This window comes from Actinomadura sp. (genome assembly GCF_044508335.1).
Taxonomy (GTDB): Bacteria; Actinomycetota; Actinomycetes; order Streptosporangiales; family Streptosporangiaceae; genus Spirillospora.
In genome coordinates, this window is record NZ_JBIQHY010000015.1 from 64271 (window position 1) to 86422 (window position 22152).

A 22152-nucleotide genomic window follows, 5' to 3' on the forward strand; every position below is an offset into this window, starting at 1 on the left:
ACGTCTATCACTTGCTGGACGCGTTGTCTCATTTGTTGAGACGTTCTGACAGTGTCCGCGCAGGTGGCAGGGGTAAAAGTCCGTTATGTCAGGACCTCAATACGTATGGTGACGATCACCGAGCGTGGTGATCGGTGGGCAGAATGTCCGGCCATGCCAGCCGACCCGCCACCCGCACCTCGCCGGTCGCCTTCCTCGCCCCGCAGCGCGCCACGACCGAGTAGGTGCTCGGCGCGGCGTCCGCCTTCACGGTCGCGGTCCCGCCCGCGGGCCGCCCGTCCAACACCTCGGACGTCACGCGCGCCCTGCCCCGGCACCCCGGCATCGAGACCCGGACCTGCTCGCCCGGCCGCGCCACGCCCGGCTCCACCACGACGTCCCCGTGCCCGGTCGCCTCACCCGGCGCGGGCGCGAGCATCCCCGCCACGACCAGTGCCGTTCCCAACACACTGACGGTGACCAGACGCAACAGGACTCCTCCGAATCCGGCATTTGACGTCCCGGCACTTTAGCCCTTCAGCGCGGCTCCGGACACCGCTTCCCGCCGTCCCGGGCGCAGCCCCTCCCGCGTCAGCATCATCAACGCCAGCCACACCAGCAGGAACCCGGCCCAGCGGCTCGGCGGCATCTCCTCGTGCTGCACGAAGTACCCGATGAGGAACTGCAGCACGGGCGTCAGGTACTGCAGCATCCCGATGACGCTCAGCGGCAGCCGGATGGCCGCGGCGTTGAACAGCATCAGCGGCACCGCGGTCACGACCCCCGCCCCGACCAGCAGGGCCGCGTGGCCCATCCCGTGGTGCCCGAACGCAGCCTCGCCCCTCCCGTCCAGCACCAGCACGAACGCCAGGGCGGGCACGAACAGCACCGCCGTCTCGACCGCCAGGCTCTCCGCGGACGGCATGCCGGCGAACTTCTTGAGCAGCCCGTACGTGCCGAACGCCAGGGCCAGCACGAGCGCGATCCAGGGAGGCCGCCCGTAGTCGACCGTGAGCACCGCCACCGCCGCGGCCCCCATCCCGACCGCGCCCCACTGCCACGGCCGCAACCGCTCCCGGAAGACGGCGACGCCGAGCACCACGCTGATCAGCGGGTTGATGAAGTAGCCGAGCGCGCACTCGATCGTCCGCCCCGTGTTGACGGCGTAGATGTACGTCCCCCAGTTGACGCTGATGACGATCGCGGCCAGGGCCAGCAGCAGCGCCTGCCGCGCCCCCAGCCGCCGGATCCACCCCCGGCTCCGCCTCGCCGCGAGCACCGCCGCGACGGCGACCAGCGACCACATGATCCGGTGCGCGAGGATCTCGCCGGCCCCCGCCGGCTTCAGCAGCGGCCAGTACAGCGGGAACAGCCCCCAGATCGCATAGGCCGCGACCCCGTACGCCATCCCCCGCTTCGCCACGACGAGCAACCTACCAGCCCGTAATCAGCCATCCACAAGCACGCTCATGACGCCATCGAGTTAACCTAAAGCCATGTTCGGCTTTGCGAAGACCCAGATGGTCTCTCCGGAGAAGGCACTCCCCGGCAGGGACGAGCCCATCCCGGTGCCGCCGCGCCACGAGGTCCTCGACGCCCCGCTGGCCCCGCCCTACCCGGACGGCGCCGAGATCGCGGAGTTCGCCCTCGGCTGCTTCTGGGGCGCCGAACGCAAGTTCTGGCAGACCCCGGGCGTCATCTCCACGGCGTCCGGCTACGAGGGCGGCTACACCCCCAACCCCACCTACGAAGAGGTCTGCAGCGGCCTGACCGGCCACGCCGAGACCGTCCGCGTCGTCTACGACCCCGCCAAGGTCGCCTACGACGACCTGCTCCGCGTCTTCTGGGAGTCCCACGACCCGACCCAGGGCATGCGCCAGGGCAACGACGTGGGCACCCAGTACCGCTCGGTGATCTTCGCCCGCTCCGACGTCCAGCAGAAGGCCGCCGAAGCCTCCCGCGACGCCTACCAGAAGGTCCTCACGAACGCCGGCTACGGCCCCATCACGACCGAGATGACAAGGGCCGCCGACTTCTACTACGCCGAGGACTACCACCAGCAGTACCTGGCCAAGAACCCCGACGGCTACTGCGGCCTAGGCGGCACCGGCCTCACCTGCCCCGTAGGCGTAGCCTCCGCTGAGTGACCTCGCGCGGCGTCCTCTATCACGTCGTCTGCGCCGCTCCAGCGGCGTCCGACGCCGAGACCTTCGTCGACTTGGCCCAGGCTGCGGGGTGGCGTGTCTACGTGATCGCCACCCCCATGGGCCTGCGCTTCATCGACGCCCCCCGCCTCGCCGAATTGACGGGCACACGGGTGCGGAGCGAGTTCCGCATGCCCGACGAGCCGGACGAGTTGCCGACCGCCGACGCCGTGGTGGTCGCTCCGGCGACGTTCAACACGATCAACAAGTGGGCGGCGGGCCTCTCTCCCAAGTAGTGGTGGCCGGTCTGGTCGGACGCTCGGAGAGCCGGCTCAGTCGGGTCGAACGCGGGCGGCGCTCGATCGACAGCCACTCGGTTCTCCTCCGCCTGGCCGAGGTGATCGTAGGTCGTGATGGCCGCCTACGACGGGATCGGCGGGGGTTGAGTCGGTGACGTGCAGGAGGACGGTAAGGCGGCGGCGCGGGGGCGATCTACGTTGCCCATGGAGGGCGGTTCAAGGAGGGCCAGGATGCCTCTTGACCGGCCGGCGCAGAGTTTCATGCGACTCGCGGCTTGAGCGGCAGGTGTGACCTCGGGCGTGTACTCATGGACGCATGGAACTCAAGGCGGGGCTGCGCGGCCAGGTGTCCATCGTCGTCGGGGACGACGACACGGCGATCGCCATGGGAAGCGGCGACGTGCCCGTTCTGGGGACTCCCCGGCTGCTGGCGCTCGCGGAGGCGGCGACGCTTGAGGCGCTCTCGGGGCGTCTCCCGGGCGGCAGGACGTCCGTGGGGACGCGGGCGGAGGTGGAGCACCGCGCCGCGAGCCCGGTCGGCGCGCGGGTGACCGTGGAGGCCGAGCTCGGCGAGGTCGACGGGAAGCGGCTGGTGTTCGGGTTCAGGGCGGTCGACGAGCGCGGTTCCGTGGTGGGGGCCGGACGCGTCGAGCGGGTCGTCGTCGAGCGGGAGCGGTTCCTGGCGCGGCTTCAGTAGGGGAGCAGGCGGCCCGAGGGGGTCCTCAGGTCGGGTTGGCTCGGGGGACGCGGGGGCTTGGGGCGTTTGATGAGCTGCTGCCGTGCCATGGTGATCATCTCCCCCCAACGGGGCGGGCTTAATCGTCGTCACCCCGTACGACGTGGCGGACGCGTCCGAGGTTCGCTGAGCTTATGCGACGAACACCGCCGTTTCGACCGATTTTTAGGAACGGTACATCAGCGGAGAGTTACTTTACGATTGCAGAATGTCGTCGAATTTCAGGAGACAATGTCGCGGGTTCGGAAGCGGCGGAACGCCGCGGCGAACAGAATCAGCGCGTAGGAAACGGATATCGCGGCGCCCTTCGCCATGCCCGTCCATTGGATCTGGGGCTGCAGGGCGTCCATCCAGGAGTACATCCAGTGCGTCGGGAGGAAGTCGCGCCAGGAGCCGAGGGCGGTGACCGCGTCCAGGATGTTGCTGACGATGACGAGGCCGACCGCGCCGCCGACCGCGCCGAGGGGCGAGTCGGTGGTGACGGAGAGCAGGAACGCCAGGGCGGCGACGACGAGCTGGGCGATCAGCGAGTAGCCGATGATGATCGCCATCCGGCCGAGCGCGGTGCCCACCGGGACGGTGCCGCCGGTGGGGAGTTCCACGTCGCCCCAGCCGAAGCCCACCGCCCCGGCCGCCAGCGACATCAGCGGCAGGCCGACGACGGCCACCACCGCGTAGGAGAGCGCGACGATCAGTTTCTGGCGGAGCAGGCGGGCGCGCGGCACCGGCGCGGCCAGCAGGTACCGCAGCGACGACCAGCCCGCCTCGCTCGCGACCGTGTCGCCGCAGAACAGGGCCACCGCGACCACCAGCAGGAAGCCCGTCGAGACGAACAGGGCGAAGAGGGCGAAGTTGAGCGCGGACGACGTGGCGACGTCGACCAGGCTGGGGACGCCGTCCGGGCCGGGGTCGCCGCCCAGCTTGAACGCGAGCACCAGCACCCACGGGAGGACGAGCAGGATCCCGAACGCGATGAGCGTCCGGCGGCGCCGGAACTGGCGGACGGCCTCGACGCGCAGCGGCAGCGTCCGCCGGACGCGGTAGGTCGTCATGACCCCTCCCCGATGATCTCCAGGAACGCGTCCTCCAGGCGGCGGCCGGAGCCGGTGATCTCGCTGACCGGCCCGGCGGCGACGCGGCGCCCGCCCGCCATGACGACCGCGTGCGTGCAGGTCTGCTCGACCTCCGCCAGCAGGTGGCTGGACACGATCACCGTCCGCCCGGCCGCGGCGTACCGGACGAGCACCTCCCGCATCTCGCGGATCTGCGGCGGGTCGAGGCCGTTGGTCGGCTCGTCCAGGACGAGGAGGTCCGGCAGCCCGAGCATGGCCTGCGCTATGGCGAGCCGCTGCCTCATCCCCTGCGAGTAGGTGCGCACAGGTCTGTCCAGAGCGGGGCCCAGGGCGGCTATCTGCAGCGCCTCGTCCAAGTGGGCTTCGTCCAAGGGGCGCCCGGTGGCGCGCCAGTACAGGTCCAGATTGTCGCGCCCGGACAGATGAGGCAGGAACCCGGGCCCCTCCACGAAGGACCCCAGGCGGGAGAGGACGGGTGCTCCGGGAGTGACGCGCTGCCCGAAGATGCGGATCTCGCCCGAGTCGGGGTGGATCAGGCCCATGAGCATGCGCAGGGTCGTCGTCTTGCCTGCGCCGTTTGGCCCCAGCAGCCCCAGCACCTGCCCCTTCTCGACACGGAACGACAGGTCGGCCACGGCCAGATGGCCGTTCTTGTAAGCCTTCGTCAGTCCCGTTATCTCCAGGGGGACGTCGCTCTCCGTGGACGCCCCGCGCCTACGGCGTCCAGAGATGAGGATGCCGACGGCGACGACCGACGCCGCCGGAGGCAGAGCCCACACCCAGGCGGGCAGCGGGGCGGAGGCGGTGGCCAGTGAGGGCACCGTGGGCACGCTCAGCGGCGAGACCACCTGCACCTTGTAGGACGAGGGCGAAGCCGGCGTCGCGAACCCCATGTCGGTCGTCGCGATGACGAGGCGCAGGCGATGGCCGCGGTCGAAGCGGTAGTCCATCGCCGGGAGCGTCACCGTGACCTCGCCGTCCGACACCCGGAACGGCGCCGCGAGCCGCCGCGCCGGAGCGGCGCGTCCGCCGGGCGCGACGTCGTAGAGCTTCGCGAACAGCGGGCCGTCCCCCCGCACCTTCAACCGGACCGTCGCCGCACCGGTGAGCCGCACCGGATGCTCCAGCGGAGCCGTGTCGAATGCGGCGGCCTGCCCCGGCATGTCGGACGGCGCCGACCCGCCGAGCGCGCCGAGGGACCCCAGCGCGCCCAGCCCCGGCATCGCCGAGACCGAGGCCGGCGACCCGCCCGCCGGGTTGAAGATCGTCTGCTCGCCGCCGGTGAGCCGCATCGCCGCCGGGTCAGCGGAGAGCCCCGGATACCGGGACGTGGTCGCCTCCTCTACGACGACCTCCTGCGTGGACGAGTCGAGCCCGCCCGCCCGCGTCACCGTGAACCCGTCCAGGGCGGGGCCGGATCCGCGGAGCCGCGCGTCGAAGAAGTCGCGCACCAGCCCCTCGACTCGCTCCGTCTCCTGGTCGCCGCCGTCGTGCCCGCCCTGGAACCACACCACCGACACCGGCGCGCCGTTCCGGGCGATGGCGCGCGCGTTGGCGTCCGCCTGGTCCAGCGGGAACAGCGAGTCGGCCTGCCCTTGGACGAGCAGCGTCGGCACCGTGATCCGGTCGGCGACCGAGGCCGGGCTCGACCGCCGCAGCGTCTCGATCGCCGCGTCGGTCGGGCGGCCCTTCTCCGCCACCTCCTGGTACATCTCGCACAGCGACGGCAGGAAGCGCCCGCACGCCGTCCGCCCGGCGCCGCTCGTGAAGAACAGCCCCGCCCACAGCTTCTTGAACACGCCCTCCGCCGGCCCGGCGCCCGCGGCGGCGGTCGGGAACAGCGCGTCCGCGAGGCTGTTCCACGTGATCCGCGGCGCGATGGCGTCCACCCGCCGGTCGTACGCGGCGGTCATCAGCGCGATCGCGCCGCCGTACGACTCGCCCGCCATGCCGACGCGCGGGTCGCCCGGCCCGTCGAGGACGACCTCGGGGCGCTTCGCGAGCCAGTCGATGAGCTGCCGGACGTCCTTGACCTCGTAGTCGGGGGAGTTGAGCGCGATCTCCCCGGTCGACCGCCCGAACCCGCGCGCCGACCACGCCAGCACCGCGTACCCGGCGCGGGCCAGGTCGCGCGCCTCGCCCGCGACGTCCCGCTTGGAGCCGCCGAAGCCGTGCCCCAGCAGGACCGCCGGGCCCTTGGAGCGCCCGACGGGCCGGTAGAACGTCGTGTCGAGCGTGACGTGCCGGTCGTCCTTCGGGCCGTCCACCACCGCGATGCGCTGCTCGGACGTCCGGACGCCGGGCGCGTCGCCGGCCCCGGCGCCCCAGGCCGCGCCGCCGCCCGCCAGCACGAGCGCCGCGCCCGCCGCCGTCCAGCGGGCCGTCCGCCCCGTCCTGCCCCAGCGCGCCCGGACGGCGCCCCCCAGCCTCATGGTCAGCAACCCTATGCGCGGCGCGCGGCGCATCGCTCCGACCGGAAGACGATCCCGGCCGCGCCCGCTACGCCTCCCGGCGTACGGGCGCCTCCCGGTGGACGGGCGCCTCCCGGCGGACGGGCGGGGCGAGCGCGGCGGTGAACATGGCGGTGAGCCGGTCGGTGACCTCGGCCGGGTCGGCGGCGCGCAGGTCCTCCAGGCCGAACAGCCGCCGGACCGGGCCGCCGCCCATGATGATCGTGGACGCGAGCAGCGCGCGGGCGCGGGCGTCCGGCCCCTCCAGCTGCGCGATCATCGGCTGGACGATCACTTCCTCCAGGTACCGGAGCAGGATCTCCTTGACCTCGGGGTGGCCCGCCGACCGGTCCAGCATGCGGGACATGGCGGTGACGGGGCGCTGGTCGATCTGCCGGACGAAGTGCTCGGCGAGCCGCCGCGGCAGCCCCTCCGGGTCGCCCGCGATGACGCCGCGGATCACCGACTCCCCGGCCAGGACCTCGCCGAACAGCGCCGCCTTCGACCCGAAGTACCGGTTGACCAGGGCGACGTTCGCCTCCGCCCGCGCCGCGATCATGCGGACGGTGACGCCGTCGTAGCCGTGCTCGCCGAACAGGTCGCGGGCGGCCTCCAGGATGCGGCGCTCGGTCGCCTCGCGGTCCCGTTTGGGCCGGCGGTCCGCGCCCGCGCCGGCGGGCCCCGCGCGCTCGTCCTCGACCCGCATTCCCATCCCCGGCCTGTCGGTAACGGTCAGTGTCCAGTATCCAACGAGTTGCAAGTAAACAAGCGTCTACCTACGATACGTGCACGGCACAGGTAATACCCGTACGTATGGGGGCAGGGTGGCACAGACCAGCGTGACGTCGCACGACCCGGCGGCGTCCGGGCCGGCGAGGCCGCAGTACACGCACCGTCAGATCCTGGAGATCCTCGCCGGCCTGATGATGGCGATGCTGACGTCGATGATCTCGACGTCGGTCGTCGCCACCGCGCTGCCGACGATCGTCGGCGACCTCGGCGGCCAGGACCAGCTCGCCTGGGTCGCGAGCGCGTCGCTGCTCACGATGACCGCGTCCACCCCGCTGTGGGGGAAGCTGTCGGACATCGCCGGGCGCAAGCTGATGTTCCAGACCGCCCTGCTGATCTTCGTGCTCGCCTCGGTGGGCGCCGGGCTGTCGCAGAACATCGGCCAGCTCATCGCGGCCCGCGCGTTCCAGGGCCTCGGCGTCGGCGGCCTGTCCGCGCTCGCCCAGGTCATCCTCGGGGACGTCGTCGAACCCCGCCAGCGCGGCCGCTACGCCGGCTTCATGGGCGCGGTGTTCGGCGTCTCGACGGTCGCCGGGCCGCTGCTCGGCGGGTTCATCGTGGACGCCGACGGCCTCGGCTGGCGCTGGTGCTTCTACGTGTGCGTCCCGCTCGCCGTGGTCGCGTTCCTCGTCATCCAGCGGGTGCTGAAGCTCCCGAAGGTGCGCCGCGACACCCGCGTGGACGTGTTCGGCGCGTTCACCATCACCGGCAGCGCCGCGCTGCTGATGCTCGTGCTGTCCATGGGCGGGACGGAGTTCGCGTGGAGCTCCCGGTGGACCTACCTCCTGCTCGGCGGCGCGGCCGTCCTGCTCGTCCTCGCGGTCGTCGCCGAGCGCGCCGCGCACGACCCGATCCTGCCGCCCCGGCTGTTCCGGAACCGGATGTTCCTGCTGACGTCGTTCATCTCCATCTGCGTCGGCATGGCGATGTTCGGCGCGATGATCTACATGCCGCAGTACCTGCAGATCGCGAAGGGGATGAGCCCCACCGCATCCGGCCTGATGACGCTGCCGCTCGTCCTCGGCATGCTGGTCACCTCGACCGGCTCCGGGCAGGTCGTGACGCGGACGGGCCGCTACAAGCTCTTCCCCGTGATCGGCATGCTGTGCGTCGCGGTCGCGATGTACCTGCTGTCGCGGCTGCACACCGACTCCTCGGACCTGATCGTCGGCGCCGACCTCGCGCTCCTCGGCATCGGGATGGGCCTGACGCTGCAGATCCTGATCCTCGCCGCGCAGAACGCCGCCGCGCCCGCCGACCTGGCCTCGACGACGTCCGGTGTCTCGTTCTTCCGCAACCTCGGCGGCGCGATGGGCGTCGCCGCGTTCGGCGCGATCCTCACCAACCGGGTGGCGCACGAGATCACGGCGGGCTTCCGCGCGGCCGGCATCCCGCTGCCGTCCGGCAAGTCCGGCGGCCTCGGGTCGCCGGAGGAGATCCAGAAGCTGCCCGAGCCGGTGCACGGGATCGTCCAGGACGCGTTCACCAACGCGATGGAGGCCGTGTTCCTGGTCGGCGTCCCGGTCGCGGTGATCGGCTTCATCGCGGTCCTCGCGCTGAAGGAGCTGCCGCTGCGCGGGTCGGCGGGCCGCGGCAAGCCCGCCGCGCAGCCGCCGGACGGCACGCGCGCGGCGACGGCCACGTCCCCGACGCCGGGCTGACCGCCGTCGCCGCGCCCGACCGGGCGGCGCACGCGCGGGACGCGGAGACGCCGCCCCGGGGTGAGCCCTACCGGCCCTTGAGGTCGCGCACGAGCTGGTTCGCCGCCGCCTTGGTCGGCGACCCCGTCACCACGACCTTCCCGTCCGTGATCGCCATGTCGACGCGGGGCAGGGTGACGAGCTTGTCGCGGACGACGAACGCGAGGTCGCGGCCGACCGTCGCGCGGGTCAGGTCGGCGAACGCCTGCCGGTCCACCGGCCGCAGCGTCACCGCCACGTCGTACCCGCCTGGCTTCACCCGCGACTTCTGCACCCGCAGGTCGGCGACCTTGTGGATGGCGATGCCCTGGGTGAGGTGGTAGCACGTCGGGCCGGTCGCGGCCTGCCCGGTGATCCCCTTCGTCCCGGTCGGGCACGGCCCCGGCGTCGCCTGCGCGACGGGGTAGATGTGCAGCGGCGCGGCCAGCGTCACCGGCCGCGTCCGCATCGAGGACGCGATCAGCCCGCCGGTCACCGCGACGGCCGCGATCAGCAGCCCCAGCGTGAGCACCATGACCAGCAGCGCGGACCGGTGCTGGTCGGCGGCCCTGGCCGGCGCCGGCGCCCGCTGCACCCGCGGCCTGCGCCGCCCCGCCCGGCTCCGCTTGACCTCCTGGGCCCGCCGGTGCCGCTCCGCCGCCCGCGCCCGCCGCCGCGCGGCCTCGCCGCCCGCGACCGGCAGCACGGCCGTGGTCGCCTCGGGCCTCGCCCCGCCGCGGAAGCTCTCCTGCCCGAGCGCCTCCGCCGGGTCCCGCCCCGCCGGCATGGGCCGGGTATCGCCCTCCGCGGGGACGTCCCCGCCCGGCCGGCCCGCTCCGCCGGGCACCGCCGGCGGCGTCCTGCCACCGCCCGCACCGGCCGGGGCGCCGAGCCCAGCGGTGGCGCCGGGCTGGCCGGTGGCGCCGGGTTCAGTGGGGCCGCCGGGCTGAGCGGCGGCGCCGGGCTCGGCGGGGGTGCCTGGGTCTGCGGCGGCGCCGGGTTCAGTGGTGGCGCCGGGTTCAGCGGGGGTGCCGGGCTGAGCGGGGGTGCCGGGCTCGGTGGCGCCGGCGGGCCGGGTGCCCGCGCCGCCCTCAGTGCGGGCACCGGGCTGTGCGGCGGCCCCGGGCTCGGCGGGCGCGCCGGGCTCGGCGGCGCCGGGCTCGGCCGGGGCGCCGGGGTCTGCGGGGGAGGGGGTGGGCGCGGGTGCCTCGTCGCGCGGACGATCCTTGCTGCGGCGCGGAATGACCCGCATCGTCACCTCCCCGGCTTCGTGATCACCGTCAGTCTTTCAGGATGAGACGCCGCCCCGCATGGCGTCTCGTCCGAAGACCGCCGCGAATCCGGCCCCTTGGTCATCATGTCCAACCGTGCCCCGTTCGCGGGCGTTCAATACGCGCGAAAAGGCCCGGCCCCGGGCGGACCGGGGCCGGGCCTGCGCGAAGGCGATTAATCGATTCGCCAGGTGTCTCCGGAGGCGAGCAGCGCGGCGAGGTCGCCCTCGCCCTGCTTCTCGACGGCCTCGTCGAGCTGGGCCCGCATCAGCTCGTCGTAGGACGGGCGGTCCACGTCCCGGAAGATGCCGATCGGGGTGTGCTCGAACGCCGGCTGGTCCAGCCGCGACAGCGCGAACGCCTGCGACGGGTCCGGGTTGTGGGCGTCGTGCACGGCGATCTCGGACGGGTCGACGTCCGCGACGCCGACCACCTCGAACGCGCCCGTCGGGGTGCGGCGCAGCGCCTTGTCACGGTCCGCCCCGAAGACGATCGGCTCACCGTGCTCCAGCCGGATGGTGACGTCGTCGCGCACGGACGCGTCCTTCAGCGGCTCGAACGCGCCGTCGTTGAAGATGTTGCAGTTCTGGTAGATCTCCACGAGCGCGGTGCCGCGGTGGTGCGCCGCCGCCCGCAGCACCGACTGCAGGTGCTTGCGGTCGGAGTCGATCGTGCGGGCGACGAACGTGCCCTCCGCGCCGATCGCGAGCGACAGCGGGTTGAACGGCGCGTCCAGCGACCCCATAGGCGTCGACTTGGTGATCTTGCCGAGCTCGGACGTCGGCGAGTACTGCCCCTTCGTCAGCCCGTAGATCCGGTTGTTGAACAGCAGGATCTTCAGGTTGACGTTGCGGCGCAGCGCGTGGATCAGGTGGTTGCCGCCGATCGACAGCGAGTCGCCGTCGCCGGTCACCACCCACACCGACAGGTCCGGGCGGGACGTGGCGAGGCCCGTCGCGATCGCGGGCGCGCGGCCGTGGATCGAGTGGAACCCGTAGGTGTTCATGTAGTACGGGAACCGCGACGAGCAGCCGATGCCGGAGATGAACGTGATGTTCTCCCGGCGCAGCCCGAGCTCCGGCAGGAAGGACTGGACGGCCGCGAGGATCGCGTAGTCACCGCACCCGGGGCACCAGCGCACCTCCTGGTCGGTCTTGAAGTCCTTCAGCGTCTGCCTCTGGTCGGTCTTCGGGACGAGGGACAGCAGCGACTTCCCGTTCCCGTTGACGGCGCCGTTCCCGTTGGAGGAGCCGTTCTCACTCACTGTCGATCACATCCTGGATGACGCCCTGCAGCTCGTCCGCCTTGAAGGGCAGGCCGCGGACCTGGTTGTAGCCGATCACGTCGATGAGGAGCCGGCCGCGCAGCAGCAGGGCGAGCTGCCCGAGGTTGATCTCAGGGACGATGACCTTGTCGTAGGAGCGCAGCACCTCGGGCAGGTTCGCGGGGAACGGGTTGAGGTGGCGCAGGTGCGCCTGCGCGACGTTCCGGCCGGTCGAGCGGACCAGCCGGGCCGCCGCGGAGATCGCGCCGTACGTGCCGCCCCAGCCGAGCACGAGGACGCGGGCCGCGCCGGACGGGTCGTCCACCGCGAGCGGCTCGATGTCGTTCGCGATGCCGTCCACCTTGGCCTGGCGCAGCCGGGTCATGGTGTCGTGGTTGGCCGGGTCGTAGGAGATGTTGCCGGACCCGTCGGCCTTCTCCAGCCCGCCGATCCGGTGCTCCAGCCCCGCCGTGCCCGGGATCGCCCAGGGGCGGGCGAGGGTCTCCGGGTCGCGCTTGAACGGCTGGAACCCGTCCTGCTGCGCTTCCGCGAAGTTCGGCTCGATCGTCGGCAGCTTCGCCACGTCCGGCAGCTTCCACGGCTCGGAGCCGTTCGCGAGGTAGCCGTCCGACAGCAGGATGACCGGCGTGCGGTATTTGACCGCGATGCGGGCCGCCTCGATCGCCGCGTAGAAGCAGTCCGACGGGGACTGCGGCGCGATCACCGGGACGGGCGCCTCGCCGTTGCGGCCGTACATGACCTGCAGCAGGTCGGCCTGCTCGGTCTTGGTCGGCATGCCGGTGGACGGGCCGGCCCGCTGCACGTCGATGACCAGCAGCGGAAGCTCCGTCGCGACGCCGAGGCCGATCGTCTCGCTCTTCAGCGCGATCCCCGGGCCGGACGTCGTGGTGACGCCGAGGGACCCGCCGAACGAGGCGCCGAGCGCCGCGCCGACCGCGGCGATCTCGTCCTCGGCCTGGAACGTCCGCACGCCGAACCGCTTGTGCTTGGACATCTCGTGCAGGATGTCGGACGCCGGGGTGATCGGGTAGGAGCCGAGGAAGATCGGCAGCCCGCTCTGCACACCCGCGGCGACCAGCCCGTAGGCGAGCGCGAGGTTCCCGGTGATGTTGCGGTACAGGCCGGGCTCGTGGTCGGCCGGCTTGACCTCGTACTGCACCGAGAACGCCTCGGTGGTCTCGCCGTAGGACCAGCCCGCCTGGAAGGCGGCGATGTTCGCCTTCATGATCTCGGGCTTGCTGGCGAACTTCTTCTCCAGGAAGCCGAGCGTCCCCTCGGTGGGACGGTGATACAGCCAGGACAGCAGCCCGAGCGCGAACATGTTCTTCGCGCGCTCGGCGTCCTTCTTGGAGATGTCGAAGTCCTCGAGGGCCTTCACCGTCATCGAGGTCAGCGGCAGCGCGTGCACGCGGTACTCGGCGAGCGAGTCGTCCTCGACCGGGTTGGCGTCGTAGCCGACCTTGGCGAGGTTGCGCTTGGTGAACTCGTCGGTGTTGACGATGACGTCGGCGCCGCGCGGCAGGTCCGCGAGGTTCGCCTTGAGTGCGGCCGGGTTCATCGCGACCAGCACGTTGGGCGCGTCCCCGGGGGTCAGGATGTCGTGGTCGGCGAAGTGCAGCTGGAAGCTGGACACGCCGGGCAGCGTCCCGGCGGGGGCGCGGATCTCGGCAGGGAAGTTCGGCAGCGTCGACAAGTCGTTGCCGAACGCCGCGGTCTCCTGGGTGAAGCGGTCACCGGTCAGCTGCATGCCGTCGCCGGAGTCGCCGGCGAAGCGGATGATGACGCGGTCGAGTCGCTGGACCTGTTTGGTCACAGAGGAAGACCTCCTCGACGGGCAGCACCGTCCCGGGGGAGGCACCCGGGATCGTGATGCTACTTAGGCTTGCCTTCATGGTATGTCCGGGATCGGGTGGTGTTATCGGGACGACCGCTCACCGGAAGGTACGACCTGGGGCGGTGCCCTAGTTCATCCCGGAACACAGGCTGCTGCGCTGCCGGCACAGGTCGACGTGCAGGCGCCGGACCAGCCGCGCGGCGCTCGTCGACGAGCCGCGGCTCCCCAGGGGCGTGGAGTTCACGACCCGAAGTGTAGACAGCGTAGGTTTCCGCCGCTGGCACCGCCCCTGGAACGCGCCCGTCACGATCTCCCAGGTGACCGGGACGCGGCGACCTCGGGGCCGTCCGTCCGCTCCGCCGAAGGCCCCTGCGTGCCGGACGGCGCGGACGTCGCCGGATCCGGCTTGAGCACCGCCTTGCGCTCCCGGTCGAGCCGCGCGAGCAGCTCCGGGACGTCCGCCGGGTCGAGCGCCTCGCCGTTGACGCGGGCCGCCGCCTCGTACGGGTAGGAGCCGGGGTGGTCGAGCGCCTTCTGCATCCAGTCGCGCCAGAGCCTGCTGGTGACGGTGCAGCGCAGCACCACCGACCGGTCGGCCTGCACCGGCGCCGACGCCCTGCACGAGCCGAGCGGCTCGCCGCGGGACGAGATGGACGCCCGCAGCGCCGCCCGCGCGCCGTCCGGCACCGAGCCCTGCGGCGCGGTCAGCGTGGCGGGCAGGCTCACGGTGCAGCCGTTGGTGTTCTGGTCGCAGTTCCTGAACGTCAGCGTCCCCGGCCGGAAGGCCAGGTTGGGGTCGGGCGCGCCGCCCAGCGCGGCCACCCTCGGCCGCAGCTCGGTGAACAGCGTCGCGGGCGCGGCGACGGGCGCGGCGGTGAGGCGCGGCGCGTTCTGCCCGGCGACCCGCACCGCCAGCAGCCGGTACGGCGCGGCCGCCGCGACCAGGTAGTCGGCGGCGGACGTCCTGACCCGGTAGGCGCGGATGCCGTTCACGTTCTCGGTCGGCGGCTCCCCGGACGTCTTGCGGAGCGCCGCGGCGATGGCGTCGGGCCCGAGGACGTCCGGCACGTCGAAGCCCGGCACCGACGCGGGCGCCTTCGACCAGCGGTCCGCGTAGTACTCGGGGTGCGCGATCTCCCCGGCGAAGTCGCGCCAGAACGCGAGGCCCGCCTTGAGGTAGGTGGTGCCGTCGATCGCGACGACGTCCGCGGCGAGGGCGCCCGCGACGATCCGCCCGCTCGCCGCCCCCGCCGGCGTCACCCGGATGTGCGCCTGGACGGGCCGCCCCTTCAGCGTCATCGCGCCGTCGTAGCGCAGGCCGGTCCCGGACTTGAGCCGGCGCCCGAGCGCGACCGTCCACGCGGGCGGCGGCGCCGACACGGTGGGCGTGGGCTTCTTCTTCGCCGGCTCGCCCTCCCCGCCGAGCGCGACCGCGGCCACCGCCCCGGCGGCGACCACGGCGACGGCCGCCGCCCCGGCGACGGCCACGGCCCGGGCCTTGCGGCCCTTCCGCTGCCGCCCGCCCTTCCCCGGCGCGACCGGCCCACCCGGCGGCATACCCGGCGGCATCGCGGCACCCGGCGGCATGGCGGCACCTGGCGAGACGGTGCCGCCCGGTGGAGTGGAGCCATGCGGCGGGGCGCCGCCGTTCGCCGAGCTGGGGCCGCCCGGCTGGGCGGGACCGTTCTGCCGGGCGGGACCGTTCTGCCGGGCGGGACCGTTCTGCGGGGCGGGGGGTGTTCCGCCGGTCGCCTGGCGTGGCGGGCCCGAGGCGACCTCGACGTCTCCGGTGTGCGGGCCGGGCCGCGGCTGGGCGGCGCCCGGCCCGGGTGGGAACGCTCCCGGGTCTGCCGGGGTGCCGTGCGGGGTGGAGGACGCCGGTGACGGATCGTCCTGTTCAGCGCTCACTGGGGGCTCACTCTGCTCACTTCCGGGGCCCTGTCTCGGCCCGACCGTCAGACACAAAGCAAGGGTTCGGGAGGCGTCCCCAGAGGGTGCCGGCGAGGCTCGGGACCGGTCCGGGAGGTGAGGGGCGGCCGCCGGGGCCCTGGAGGGCGTCTCCACAGAGCATAAGGGTGCCCGGCGGCACTTTCCCCGGACGGGGAGGAGCGCCACCGGGCACCCGGGCGGCCGAGGGCCGGCGCGCGGGACCGCGCGCCGGGCGCCTCACCTGCGCGTCATTCGCTGTCCAGGCCGTTCTGCAGGGCCTGGACCTCGGCGGACGTGGCGCCGATCACCTTGTACTGGGCGTGCTTGTAGAACGTGCCGCCGGTGGACTTGGCCCAGCTGCGCCAGGCGCTGGTGCTGACCCGGCAGCTCGCCCACTCCGAGGCGGAGGTCCGGATCGTGACCTTGGTCGTGCAGTTGCCCAGGTCGCGACCGGTCAGCGTGCCGGCGGTGAGCCGGTATCGCACCTCGATCGTGACGGGCTTCTCCACGCCGAACGGCGGGCGGATCTTCGCCTGGACGGTGCAGCCGGAGTCGCTGTTGCAGCCGCCCTTCTTCCACTCGTCGACCGAGGGCCGGGCGGAGCTGTTGAAGGAGTCGGTCAGCTCGCCCATGCTCTTGCGCATGTCCGAGATGAGGGTCGAGGCGTCACCGGAGTCCTTCGGGGTGACGTCCAGCGCGACGCGCGGCGTGGTCGCCTCGTAGCGCAGCAGCTTCGCGTCGTCCTCGTCGGTGATGTAGATCGTGGAGGAGAAGGTGCTGAACTTGAGGGCCTTCTTGCCCTGCCACGTGGTCTCGGCCGGCTTGACCCGCAACGTCCGGGCCGAGCGGATCTTGGACGCCAGCGCGGAGGGCGACAGCTGCGTCTTGAAGTCGAGGTTCAGCTCGTCGTCGTCCAGCCGGCCCCACTGCTCACCCGACTTGAGGTAGTACGGGTCGTCGATACTGATCTCCTTCTCCCAGTACGACTTGTCGGCCTTCACGAACAGCTTGCCGTCCGCCGCGAGGACGGTGACGTTGTCGCCGCCCCAGGTGACGGGCCCCATCGCGCGGCCGCCCTTGGTGACGTTCAACTCGCCGCGCAGCGTCTGCGCGCCGCCGAAGGTGCCCTTCAGCTCCACGGCGCGAGCCGTGTCCATGTTCGACGCGGCGGCGGTCAGCTTCTCCTCGGGGGACTTGCCGCCGCTCACGGTCACCGCGTACACGACGACCGCGATGATGATGAGGAAGACGAGGCCGCCGCCGATCAGCCCGATGATGAGGCCGCCGCCTCCGCCGCGCCTCGGCGGCGGCATGGGCGGCCCCATCGGGGCGCCGGGGGGCGGGGGGAAGAAGGGCGGTGGGGTTCCCGGGCCGCCGGGGCCGGGTCCGGTGCCTCCAGGTCCGCTCGGACCGGGGCCGCCCGGCCCCGCTGGCGGCGGCGGAGGCGGCCAGGAGGCGCCGCCCGGGGATTCCCAGCCCGGGGGAGGCGGGGGGTTGCTCATCCGGTCACGTCCTTCCAGGTCAACTTGACCCAATGAAAACCTAGTGTGCAGTAAAACCATGACATTGTGATCCTCCGGGGTGGAGGTACAAGGTCACACTCCCCTGACTCCGCGGCCGGGGATACTGGATCAGACGCACGCGAGGAGGACATGGTGCATAACTATTTCGACACGTATGTCGTTGTGGTCGTGCTGCTCCTCGTGGGCGCGGGGATCGTCGCCGGAGCGCTCGCCGCCAACCGGATGCTGCGTCCGGATCGTCCCACGGCAGAGAAACTGACCACGTACGAATGCGGCGTCGACCCGGTCGGCGAAGGCTGGGCCCACTCCTACGTGCGCTATTACGTCTTCGCCTACCTGTACGTCGTGTTCGCCGTGGACGCGGTGTTCCTGTTCCCCTGGGCGACGATCTTCTCCGCGCCGGGCTACGGGCTCACGACGCTCGTGGAGATGTTCGTGTTCCTCGCGTTCCTCGCGACCGGGCTCGCGTACGCGGGGAAGAAGGGCGTCCTCTCCTGGGTGTGAGCCGCCCGCCGCTGTAACAATGGCGCTGTGGGCACCATCGATCTACCGCCGCCGAGCGTGGGACCGCTGTCGCGGCTCGCGCCCAAGCCGATCAAGTTCGTGCTCAACTGGGGCCGCCGCTACTCGCTGTGGGTCTTCAACTTCGGCCTGGCCTGCTGCGCCATCGAGTTCATCGCGACGTCGATGAGCCGGCACGACTTCATCCGGCTCGGCGTCATCCCGTTCGCGCCCGGCCCCCGGCAGGCGGACCTGATGGTCGTGTCCGGCACCGTCAGCGACAAGATGGCGCCCGCCGTGCGGCGCCTCTACGAGCAGATGCCCGAGCCGAAGTACGTCATCTCGTTCGGCGCCTGCTCCAACTGCGGCGGGCCCTACTGGGACTCCTACTGCGTCACCAAGGGCGTCGACCAGATCATCCCGGTGGACGTGTACGTGCCCGGCTGCCCGCCCCGTCCCGAGGCGCTGCTGCACGGCATCGTCCACCTGCAGGAGAAGATCGCCGCCGAGTCGCTCGGCGACCGCTACGACGGCGGCGACGCGCTCAGCCCGCCGCCCGCGCCGCGCCCGCTGTCGGCGACGGTGCTGCGCCGCCCGCTCCAGCCGCCCCCGCCCCCGCCGGACGAGGACGAGACGTTCGAGCACTGGGACGTCATGGGCGAGGAGGCCCGCCGGGAGGGCGCGGGCGCCGACGACGAGACGAAGCCCGTCCGGCACCTCGGCGACGCCCCCGCCGGATCCGCCGAGCCGGAACCCGCGCCCGTCCGGCCCGACGACGAGACGCGCCCCGTCCAGGCGGTGCCGGACGCCGAGGAGACCCGTCCCGTTCCCGCGGCCGGGGACGAGGAGGCCACGCGCCCGGTCCCGGCCGTGGAGGACCGGACGGCGACGCGGCCCGTCCGGCACGTCGAGCACGATCCGTCGATCATCCCCGGGCTGGTCGACGACGACGAGGACGACGAGCACGACTCCGACGACCACGACTCCGGAAATCACGACCACGGCCACCACGACCCCGACGACCACGACGACCGGATCGGGCGCGACCGGTGAGCGCCGAGCTGGCGGACGCCTGGACGGGCCGGTTCGGCGACGAGGTCACCACCGAGGAGACGTTCGGCGGCCTCGCCGTCGGCGTCCCGCCCGACCGCTGGGTGGAGGCGCTCACCTTCGCGCGCGACGACCTGGCCTGCGGCTTCTTCGACTGGCTGACCGGCGTGGACGAGCTGGAGGACGGGTTCGCCGTCGTCGTCCACGTGTACTCGCTGGAGCGCCGCCACCACCTGCTGGTCCGCACGCGCGTCCCGAAGCGGGCCCCGGTGCTGGCGACGGCCACGGGCGTCTACCGGGGCGCGGCGTGGCACGAGCGCGAGACGTCGGAGATGTTCGGGATCCTGTTCGAGGGCCATCCGAACCTCGTCCCGCTGCTCCTGCCGGACGGATTCGAGGGCCATCCGCTGCGCAAGGACTTCGTGCTCGCCGCCCGCGTCGCCAAACCGTGGCCGGGCGCCAAGGAACCGGGCGAATCGGGCCACGGCGCCCCGAGCCGCCGCCGCGTCCGCCCGCCGGGCGTCCCGGAGGAGGGGCCGTGGGCCGCCGCGGCGGAGCGCCGCCGGCCCCCCGGCGCCCCGGAAGGGCGGGCGCCCGATGCTTGAGGTCGCGGTCAAGCTGGCCCTCGTCGCGGCGGCGTTCGCGCTGCTGCCGCTGCTGGTGGGGCAGGCCGAGCACAAGGTGATGGCGCACATGCAGGGCCGCCTCGGCCCCATGTACGCGGGCGGGTTCCACGGCTGGGCGCAGCTCGTCGCCGACGGGGTGAAGTTCGCGCAGAAGGAGGACGTGGTCCCGCGCGACGCCGACCGGTGGGTGTTCAAGCTCGCGCCGGGCGTGGCGCTCGTCCCGTACCTGCTGGTCCTGCTGGTGGTCCCGGTCGGGCCGGGCGGGCAGGTCGCGCTCGACCTCGGGCCCGGCGTGTTCTTCGCGCTCGCCGTCATGGGCGTCGGCGTGATCGGCGCGATCATGGCGGGCTGGGCGTCGGCGAACAAGTACTCGCTGCTCGGCGGGATGCGGGTCGCGGCGCAGCTGATGTCCTACGAGCTGCCGATGGTGTTCGCGGCGTCGTCGGTGGCGATGGCGGCGGGGACGCTGTCCCTGCAGGGCGTCGTGGAGGAGTGGCGCTGGTGGTGGCTGCCCTGGCAGGCGGTCGGCGGAGTGGTGTTCTTCGTCGCGGGCCTCGCCGAGCTGCGCCGGCCGCCGTTCGACATGCCGGTCGCCGACTCCGAGATCATCTTCGGCCCGTACACCGAGTACGGCGGGCTGCGGTTCGCGCTGTTCCTGCTCGCCGAGTACGCCGGGATCGTGGTGCTGTGCGCGCTCACGACCGTGCTGTTCCTCGGCGGCTGGAAGGGCCCGTTCCTGAACACCGAGCTGGGCTGGCTGTGGACGCTCATCAAGATCGGCGTGCTGGCGTTCTGCGTGATCTGGCTGCGGGTCAGCTACCCGCGCATGCGCGAGGACCAGCTGCAGAAGCTCGCCTGGGCGTGGCTCGTCCCGCTGTCGCTCGCCCAGCTCGCGCTGACGGGCGTCGTCAGGGTCGCGCTCTGAGCGCCCGCGGCGTCTCAGGAAGCCCGTGTCACTTCAGGAAGATGGTGAAGTCGGCCATCAGCGGGAGGACGTCGGGCGGGATGTCGGCGTCCACGGCCATCTCCTCGGCGGACACGAACCCGCCCGTCTCCGCGCGGCGCCGCAGGACGCGGTCGGCCATCTCCGGCGTCATGCCGGGCAGCGCCTCGATGATCTCGCGCGGCGCGTGGTTGACGTCCACCAGGCCGCCGTCGTCGTAGGTGCGGGGCGCGTCGGGCCGCCCGATCCGCAGCTCGCGGGCGAGCGCCGGGTCCTCGGCGGCGAGCGCGCGGGCCTGCTCGCGCAGCGTCCGCCGGTACTTGGCGTACTCGACGGCGCGCTCGTTCTGCCGGTTGCGGGGGGTCTCGCGGGGGAAGACGGTCGTCCGGACGGCGAACGCGTGCCCGGTGCCGGCGAGCCACAGCATCGTCCCCGCGAACATCCCGAGCACGGTGAGGACCGGGTTGCCGGACTGCATCAGCGCCACGACGGCGGCCGTCGCGGCGCCGTATCCCGCGGCGGTGGCGCCGAGGCCCCACGATCCGCGCTTGATCGCCGCGTAGAGGAACGAGAACGGCGTGCCGTAGCCGAGTGTGATGAACGGCACGAAGGCCCACAGGACGCCGCTGGTGGCGTCCGCGGCCGGCATCGGCGCGGGCGGCGGCACCGGAGGCGGCGGGACGGGCGGCCCCGGAAGGTAGGGCGGGCGCCATCCGGCCGTCCCGTACGGGCGCGGCGCCGAGTGCCGGCCCGGCTGCGTGCGGCCGGGTTGCGGGCGGCCCGGCGGCAGGTGGCCGGGCGATATGCGGCCCGGCTGGGCGTGGCCCGGGGAGGGGTGCGGCGGGCGGCCCGGCTCGGGCTCGTGCGGGCGCTCTGCGTGATGACTCACATGCCCTCCCTGCCCGTAAGCGCGCCACATACCACACGGCCTACTCCTGGTAGGACGAATGCCGGGCCCATCGCGTTCCCCCGGGGCGCAACGTGCGCAATCATGGGGCGCGTGGGACGGCTACCAGGAGGCGGGCTGGCCAAGGGGCTGGCGGTCACGTTGCGGACGATGACGCGGCGGTCCATAACGCGTCAGTACCCCGAAGTGAAGCCCGATCTGCCACCGCGCAGCAGGGGCGTCATCGCCCTGTTCGAGGAGAACTGCACCGTCTGCATGTTGTGCGCCCGCGAATGCCCCGACTGGTGCATCTACATCGACTCCCACAAGGAGACCCTCCCGGCGGAGGGCGGCGGGCGCCCCCGCACCCGCAACGTCCTCGACCGGTTCGCGATCGACTTCGCGCTGTGCATGTACTGCGGGATCTGCATCGAGGTGTGCCCGTTCGACGCGCTGTTCTGGTCGCCGGAGTTCGAGTACGCCGAGTACGACATCGCGGAGCTGACGCACGAGAAGGAGCGGCTGCGCGAGTGGATGTGGACCGTCCCGCCGCCGCAGGCCCACGACCCCGGCGCCGAGCCGCCGAAGGAGATCGCCGCGGCGGAGAAGGCGGCGGCGCGGGCCGCGCGCCGGTCCCCGGGGACGCCCGGATGAGCGGCCAGGAGATCGTGTTCACGCTGCTCGGCGTGGCCGCGGTCGGGTCGGCGGTCCTGGTGGTGACGACGCGGCGGCTCGTCCACGCGGCGCTGTGGCTGGTGGTGTCGTTCGGGGCGCTCGCGGGCGGCTACCTGGTGCTGACCGCGGAGTTCGTCGCCTGGGTGCAGGTCCTGATCTACGTCGGCGCGGTCATCGTGCTGCTGCTGTTCGGGATCATGCTGACCCGGGCGCCGATCGGCGAGTCCGCCGACCTCGACTCCGGCAACCGGTGGGCGGCGCTGGCCGTCTCCGCGGCCACCGCCGCCGTCCTGGTCACCGTGATGGTCATGGGGTTCCGGGACGAGCGGATGCCGCTGCGGGCGGGCGGCGGGTCGGCGGAGGAGCTGGGCGCCGCCGTGTTCCGGACGTGGGTGCTCCCGTTCGAGGTGCTGTCGGTGCTGCTGCTGGCCTCGCTGGTCGGCGCCATCGTCCTGTCGCGCTCCGACATCGGGCCGGGCG

21 protein-coding genes and 1 pseudogene are annotated in these 22152 nt (G+C 72.7%); 11 read left to right on the plus strand and 11 right to left on the minus strand.

Annotated features, from left to right (window positions below):
• Window positions 1–115 precede the first annotated feature (115 nt).
• Together ACIWVC_RS08700 and rarD are read right to left on the minus strand one after the other, a co-directional pair.
• Window positions 116–445 (minus strand): hypothetical protein, encoded by a 330-nt coding sequence (locus tag ACIWVC_RS08700; protein ID WP_396446314.1) that lies wholly within the window; start codon window positions 443–445, stop codon window positions 116–118.
• A gap of 63 nt (window positions 446–508) precedes the next feature.
• Window positions 509–1402, minus strand: coding sequence for an EamA family transporter RarD (gene rarD, locus ACIWVC_RS08705; RefSeq protein ID WP_396446315.1), 894 nt, complete (start codon window positions 1400–1402; stop codon window positions 509–511).
• Between the two features lie 73 nt (window positions 1403–1475).
• Between rarD and msrA the strand changes: the two genes are divergently transcribed.
• The 4 genes from msrA (at window position 1476) to ACIWVC_RS08725 (ending at window position 3119) form a co-directional block, all read left to right on the plus strand.
• A complete protein-coding gene (msrA, locus tag ACIWVC_RS08710) occupies window positions 1476–2126 on the plus strand; it encodes a peptide-methionine (S)-S-oxide reductase MsrA (RefSeq protein ID WP_396446316.1) in 651 nt (216 codons plus the stop codon).
• A complete protein-coding gene (locus tag ACIWVC_RS08715; RefSeq protein ID WP_396446317.1) occupies window positions 2123–2419 on the plus strand; it encodes a flavoprotein in 297 nt (98 codons plus the stop codon). The genes msrA and ACIWVC_RS08715 overlap by 4 nt, the downstream gene beginning before the upstream one ends.
• Complete coding sequence (locus tag ACIWVC_RS08720) at window positions 2392–2577, plus strand: helix-turn-helix domain-containing protein (RefSeq protein ID WP_396446319.1); 186 nt, start codon at window positions 2392–2394, stop codon at window positions 2575–2577. Before ACIWVC_RS08715 ends, ACIWVC_RS08720 begins: the two co-directional genes overlap by 28 nt.
• Before the next feature lie 161 nt (window positions 2578–2738).
• Window positions 2739–3119 (plus strand): thioesterase family protein, encoded by a 381-nt coding sequence (locus tag ACIWVC_RS08725; RefSeq protein ID WP_396446320.1) that lies wholly within the window; start codon window positions 2739–2741, stop codon window positions 3117–3119.
• Between the two features lie 260 nt (window positions 3120–3379).
• Here the strand turns inward: ACIWVC_RS08725 and ACIWVC_RS08730 are convergent, their stop codons facing one another.
• From ACIWVC_RS08730 to ACIWVC_RS08740, 3 genes are all read right to left on the minus strand, one after another.
• Window positions 3380–4210 (minus strand): ABC transporter permease, encoded by an 831-nt coding sequence (locus ACIWVC_RS08730; protein WP_396446321.1) that lies wholly within the window; start codon window positions 4208–4210, stop codon window positions 3380–3382.
• Complete coding sequence (locus tag ACIWVC_RS08735) at window positions 4207–6663, minus strand: alpha/beta fold hydrolase (protein WP_396446322.1); 2457 nt, start codon at window positions 6661–6663, stop codon at window positions 4207–4209. The genes ACIWVC_RS08730 and ACIWVC_RS08735 overlap by 4 nt, the downstream gene beginning before the upstream one ends.
• A 67-nt stretch (window positions 6664–6730) precedes the next feature.
• The gene (locus ACIWVC_RS08740) at window positions 6731–7387 is read right to left on the minus strand and encodes a TetR/AcrR family transcriptional regulator (protein WP_396446323.1); all 657 of its coding nucleotides are present in this window, start codon (window positions 7385–7387) and stop codon (window positions 6731–6733) included.
• A 118-nt stretch (window positions 7388–7505) separates the two neighbouring features.
• Here ACIWVC_RS08740 and ACIWVC_RS08745 point away from each other — a divergent pair, with 118 nt between their 5' ends.
• Complete coding sequence (locus ACIWVC_RS08745; protein ID WP_396446324.1) at window positions 7506–9131, plus strand: MDR family MFS transporter; 1626 nt, start codon at window positions 7506–7508, stop codon at window positions 9129–9131.
• 67 nt (window positions 9132–9198) lie between these two features.
• Here the strand turns inward: ACIWVC_RS08745 and ACIWVC_RS08750 are convergent, their stop codons facing one another.
• The 5 genes from ACIWVC_RS08750 to ACIWVC_RS08770 all read right to left on the minus strand — a co-directional run bounded on the left by ACIWVC_RS08750 (window position 9199) and on the right by ACIWVC_RS08770 (window position 16781).
• The gene (locus tag ACIWVC_RS08750) at window positions 9199–10401 is read right to left on the minus strand and encodes a SecDF P1 head subdomain-containing protein (RefSeq protein WP_396453962.1); all 1203 of its coding nucleotides are present in this window, start codon (window positions 10399–10401) and stop codon (window positions 9199–9201) included.
• Between the two features lie 194 nt (window positions 10402–10595).
• Window positions 10596–11684, minus strand: a complete 1089-nt coding sequence (locus tag ACIWVC_RS08755; protein WP_396446326.1) for a 2-oxoacid:ferredoxin oxidoreductase subunit beta — start codon at window positions 11682–11684, stop codon at window positions 10596–10598.
• Complete coding sequence (locus ACIWVC_RS08760; RefSeq protein WP_396446327.1) at window positions 11677–13518, minus strand: 2-oxoacid:acceptor oxidoreductase subunit alpha; 1842 nt, start codon at window positions 13516–13518, stop codon at window positions 11677–11679. Before ACIWVC_RS08760 ends, ACIWVC_RS08755 begins: the two co-directional genes overlap by 8 nt.
• A 324-nt stretch (window positions 13519–13842) precedes the next feature.
• Window positions 13843–15126 (minus strand): hypothetical protein, encoded by a 1284-nt coding sequence (locus ACIWVC_RS08765; protein ID WP_396446328.1) that lies wholly within the window; start codon window positions 15124–15126, stop codon window positions 13843–13845.
• Between the two features lie 590 nt (window positions 15127–15716).
• Window positions 15717–16781, minus strand: a complete 1065-nt coding sequence (locus ACIWVC_RS08770) for a hypothetical protein (RefSeq protein WP_396446329.1) — start codon at window positions 16779–16781, stop codon at window positions 15717–15719.
• Between the two features lie 339 nt (window positions 16782–17120).
• On the opposite strand from ACIWVC_RS08770, the gene ACIWVC_RS08775 reads away from it, so the two are divergent.
• The 4 genes and pseudogenes from ACIWVC_RS08775 (at window position 17121) to ACIWVC_RS08790 (ending at window position 20093) form a co-directional block, all read left to right on the plus strand.
• Entirely contained in the window at window positions 17121–17495 is a 375-nt protein-coding gene (locus ACIWVC_RS08775; RefSeq protein ID WP_396446330.1) for an NADH-quinone oxidoreductase subunit A, read from the plus strand.
• Window positions 17496–17552: 57 nt separating this feature from the next.
• Window positions 17553–18005 (plus strand): annotated as a pseudogene (locus tag ACIWVC_RS08780) (NADH-quinone oxidoreductase subunit B); the annotation flags it as partial.
• A 536-nt stretch (window positions 18006–18541) separates the two neighbouring features.
• Window positions 18542–19147, plus strand: a complete 606-nt coding sequence (locus ACIWVC_RS08785; protein WP_396446331.1) for an NADH-quinone oxidoreductase subunit C — start codon at window positions 18542–18544, stop codon at window positions 19145–19147.
• Window positions 19140–20093, plus strand: coding sequence for an NADH-quinone oxidoreductase subunit H (locus ACIWVC_RS08790; protein ID WP_396446332.1), 954 nt, complete (start codon window positions 19140–19142; stop codon window positions 20091–20093). Before ACIWVC_RS08785 ends, ACIWVC_RS08790 begins: the two co-directional genes overlap by 8 nt.
• A 28-nt stretch (window positions 20094–20121) precedes the next feature.
• Here ACIWVC_RS08790 and ACIWVC_RS08795 read toward each other — a convergent pair whose 3' ends face one another.
• The gene (locus ACIWVC_RS08795) at window positions 20122–21000 is read right to left on the minus strand and encodes a helix-hairpin-helix domain-containing protein (RefSeq protein WP_396446333.1); all 879 of its coding nucleotides are present in this window, start codon (window positions 20998–21000) and stop codon (window positions 20122–20124) included.
• Window positions 21001–21111: 111 nt separating this feature from the next.
• Between ACIWVC_RS08795 and ACIWVC_RS08800 the strand changes: the two genes are divergently transcribed.
• On the plus strand, window positions 21112–21651 hold the full coding sequence (locus ACIWVC_RS08800) for a NuoI/complex I 23 kDa subunit family protein (RefSeq protein WP_396453963.1): 540 nt from the start codon (window positions 21112–21114) through the stop codon (window positions 21649–21651).
• On the plus strand, window positions 21648–22152 hold a 505-nt coding region (locus tag ACIWVC_RS08805), incomplete at its 3' end, for an NADH-quinone oxidoreductase subunit J (RefSeq protein WP_396446335.1). The genes ACIWVC_RS08800 and ACIWVC_RS08805, both read left to right, overlap by 4 nt.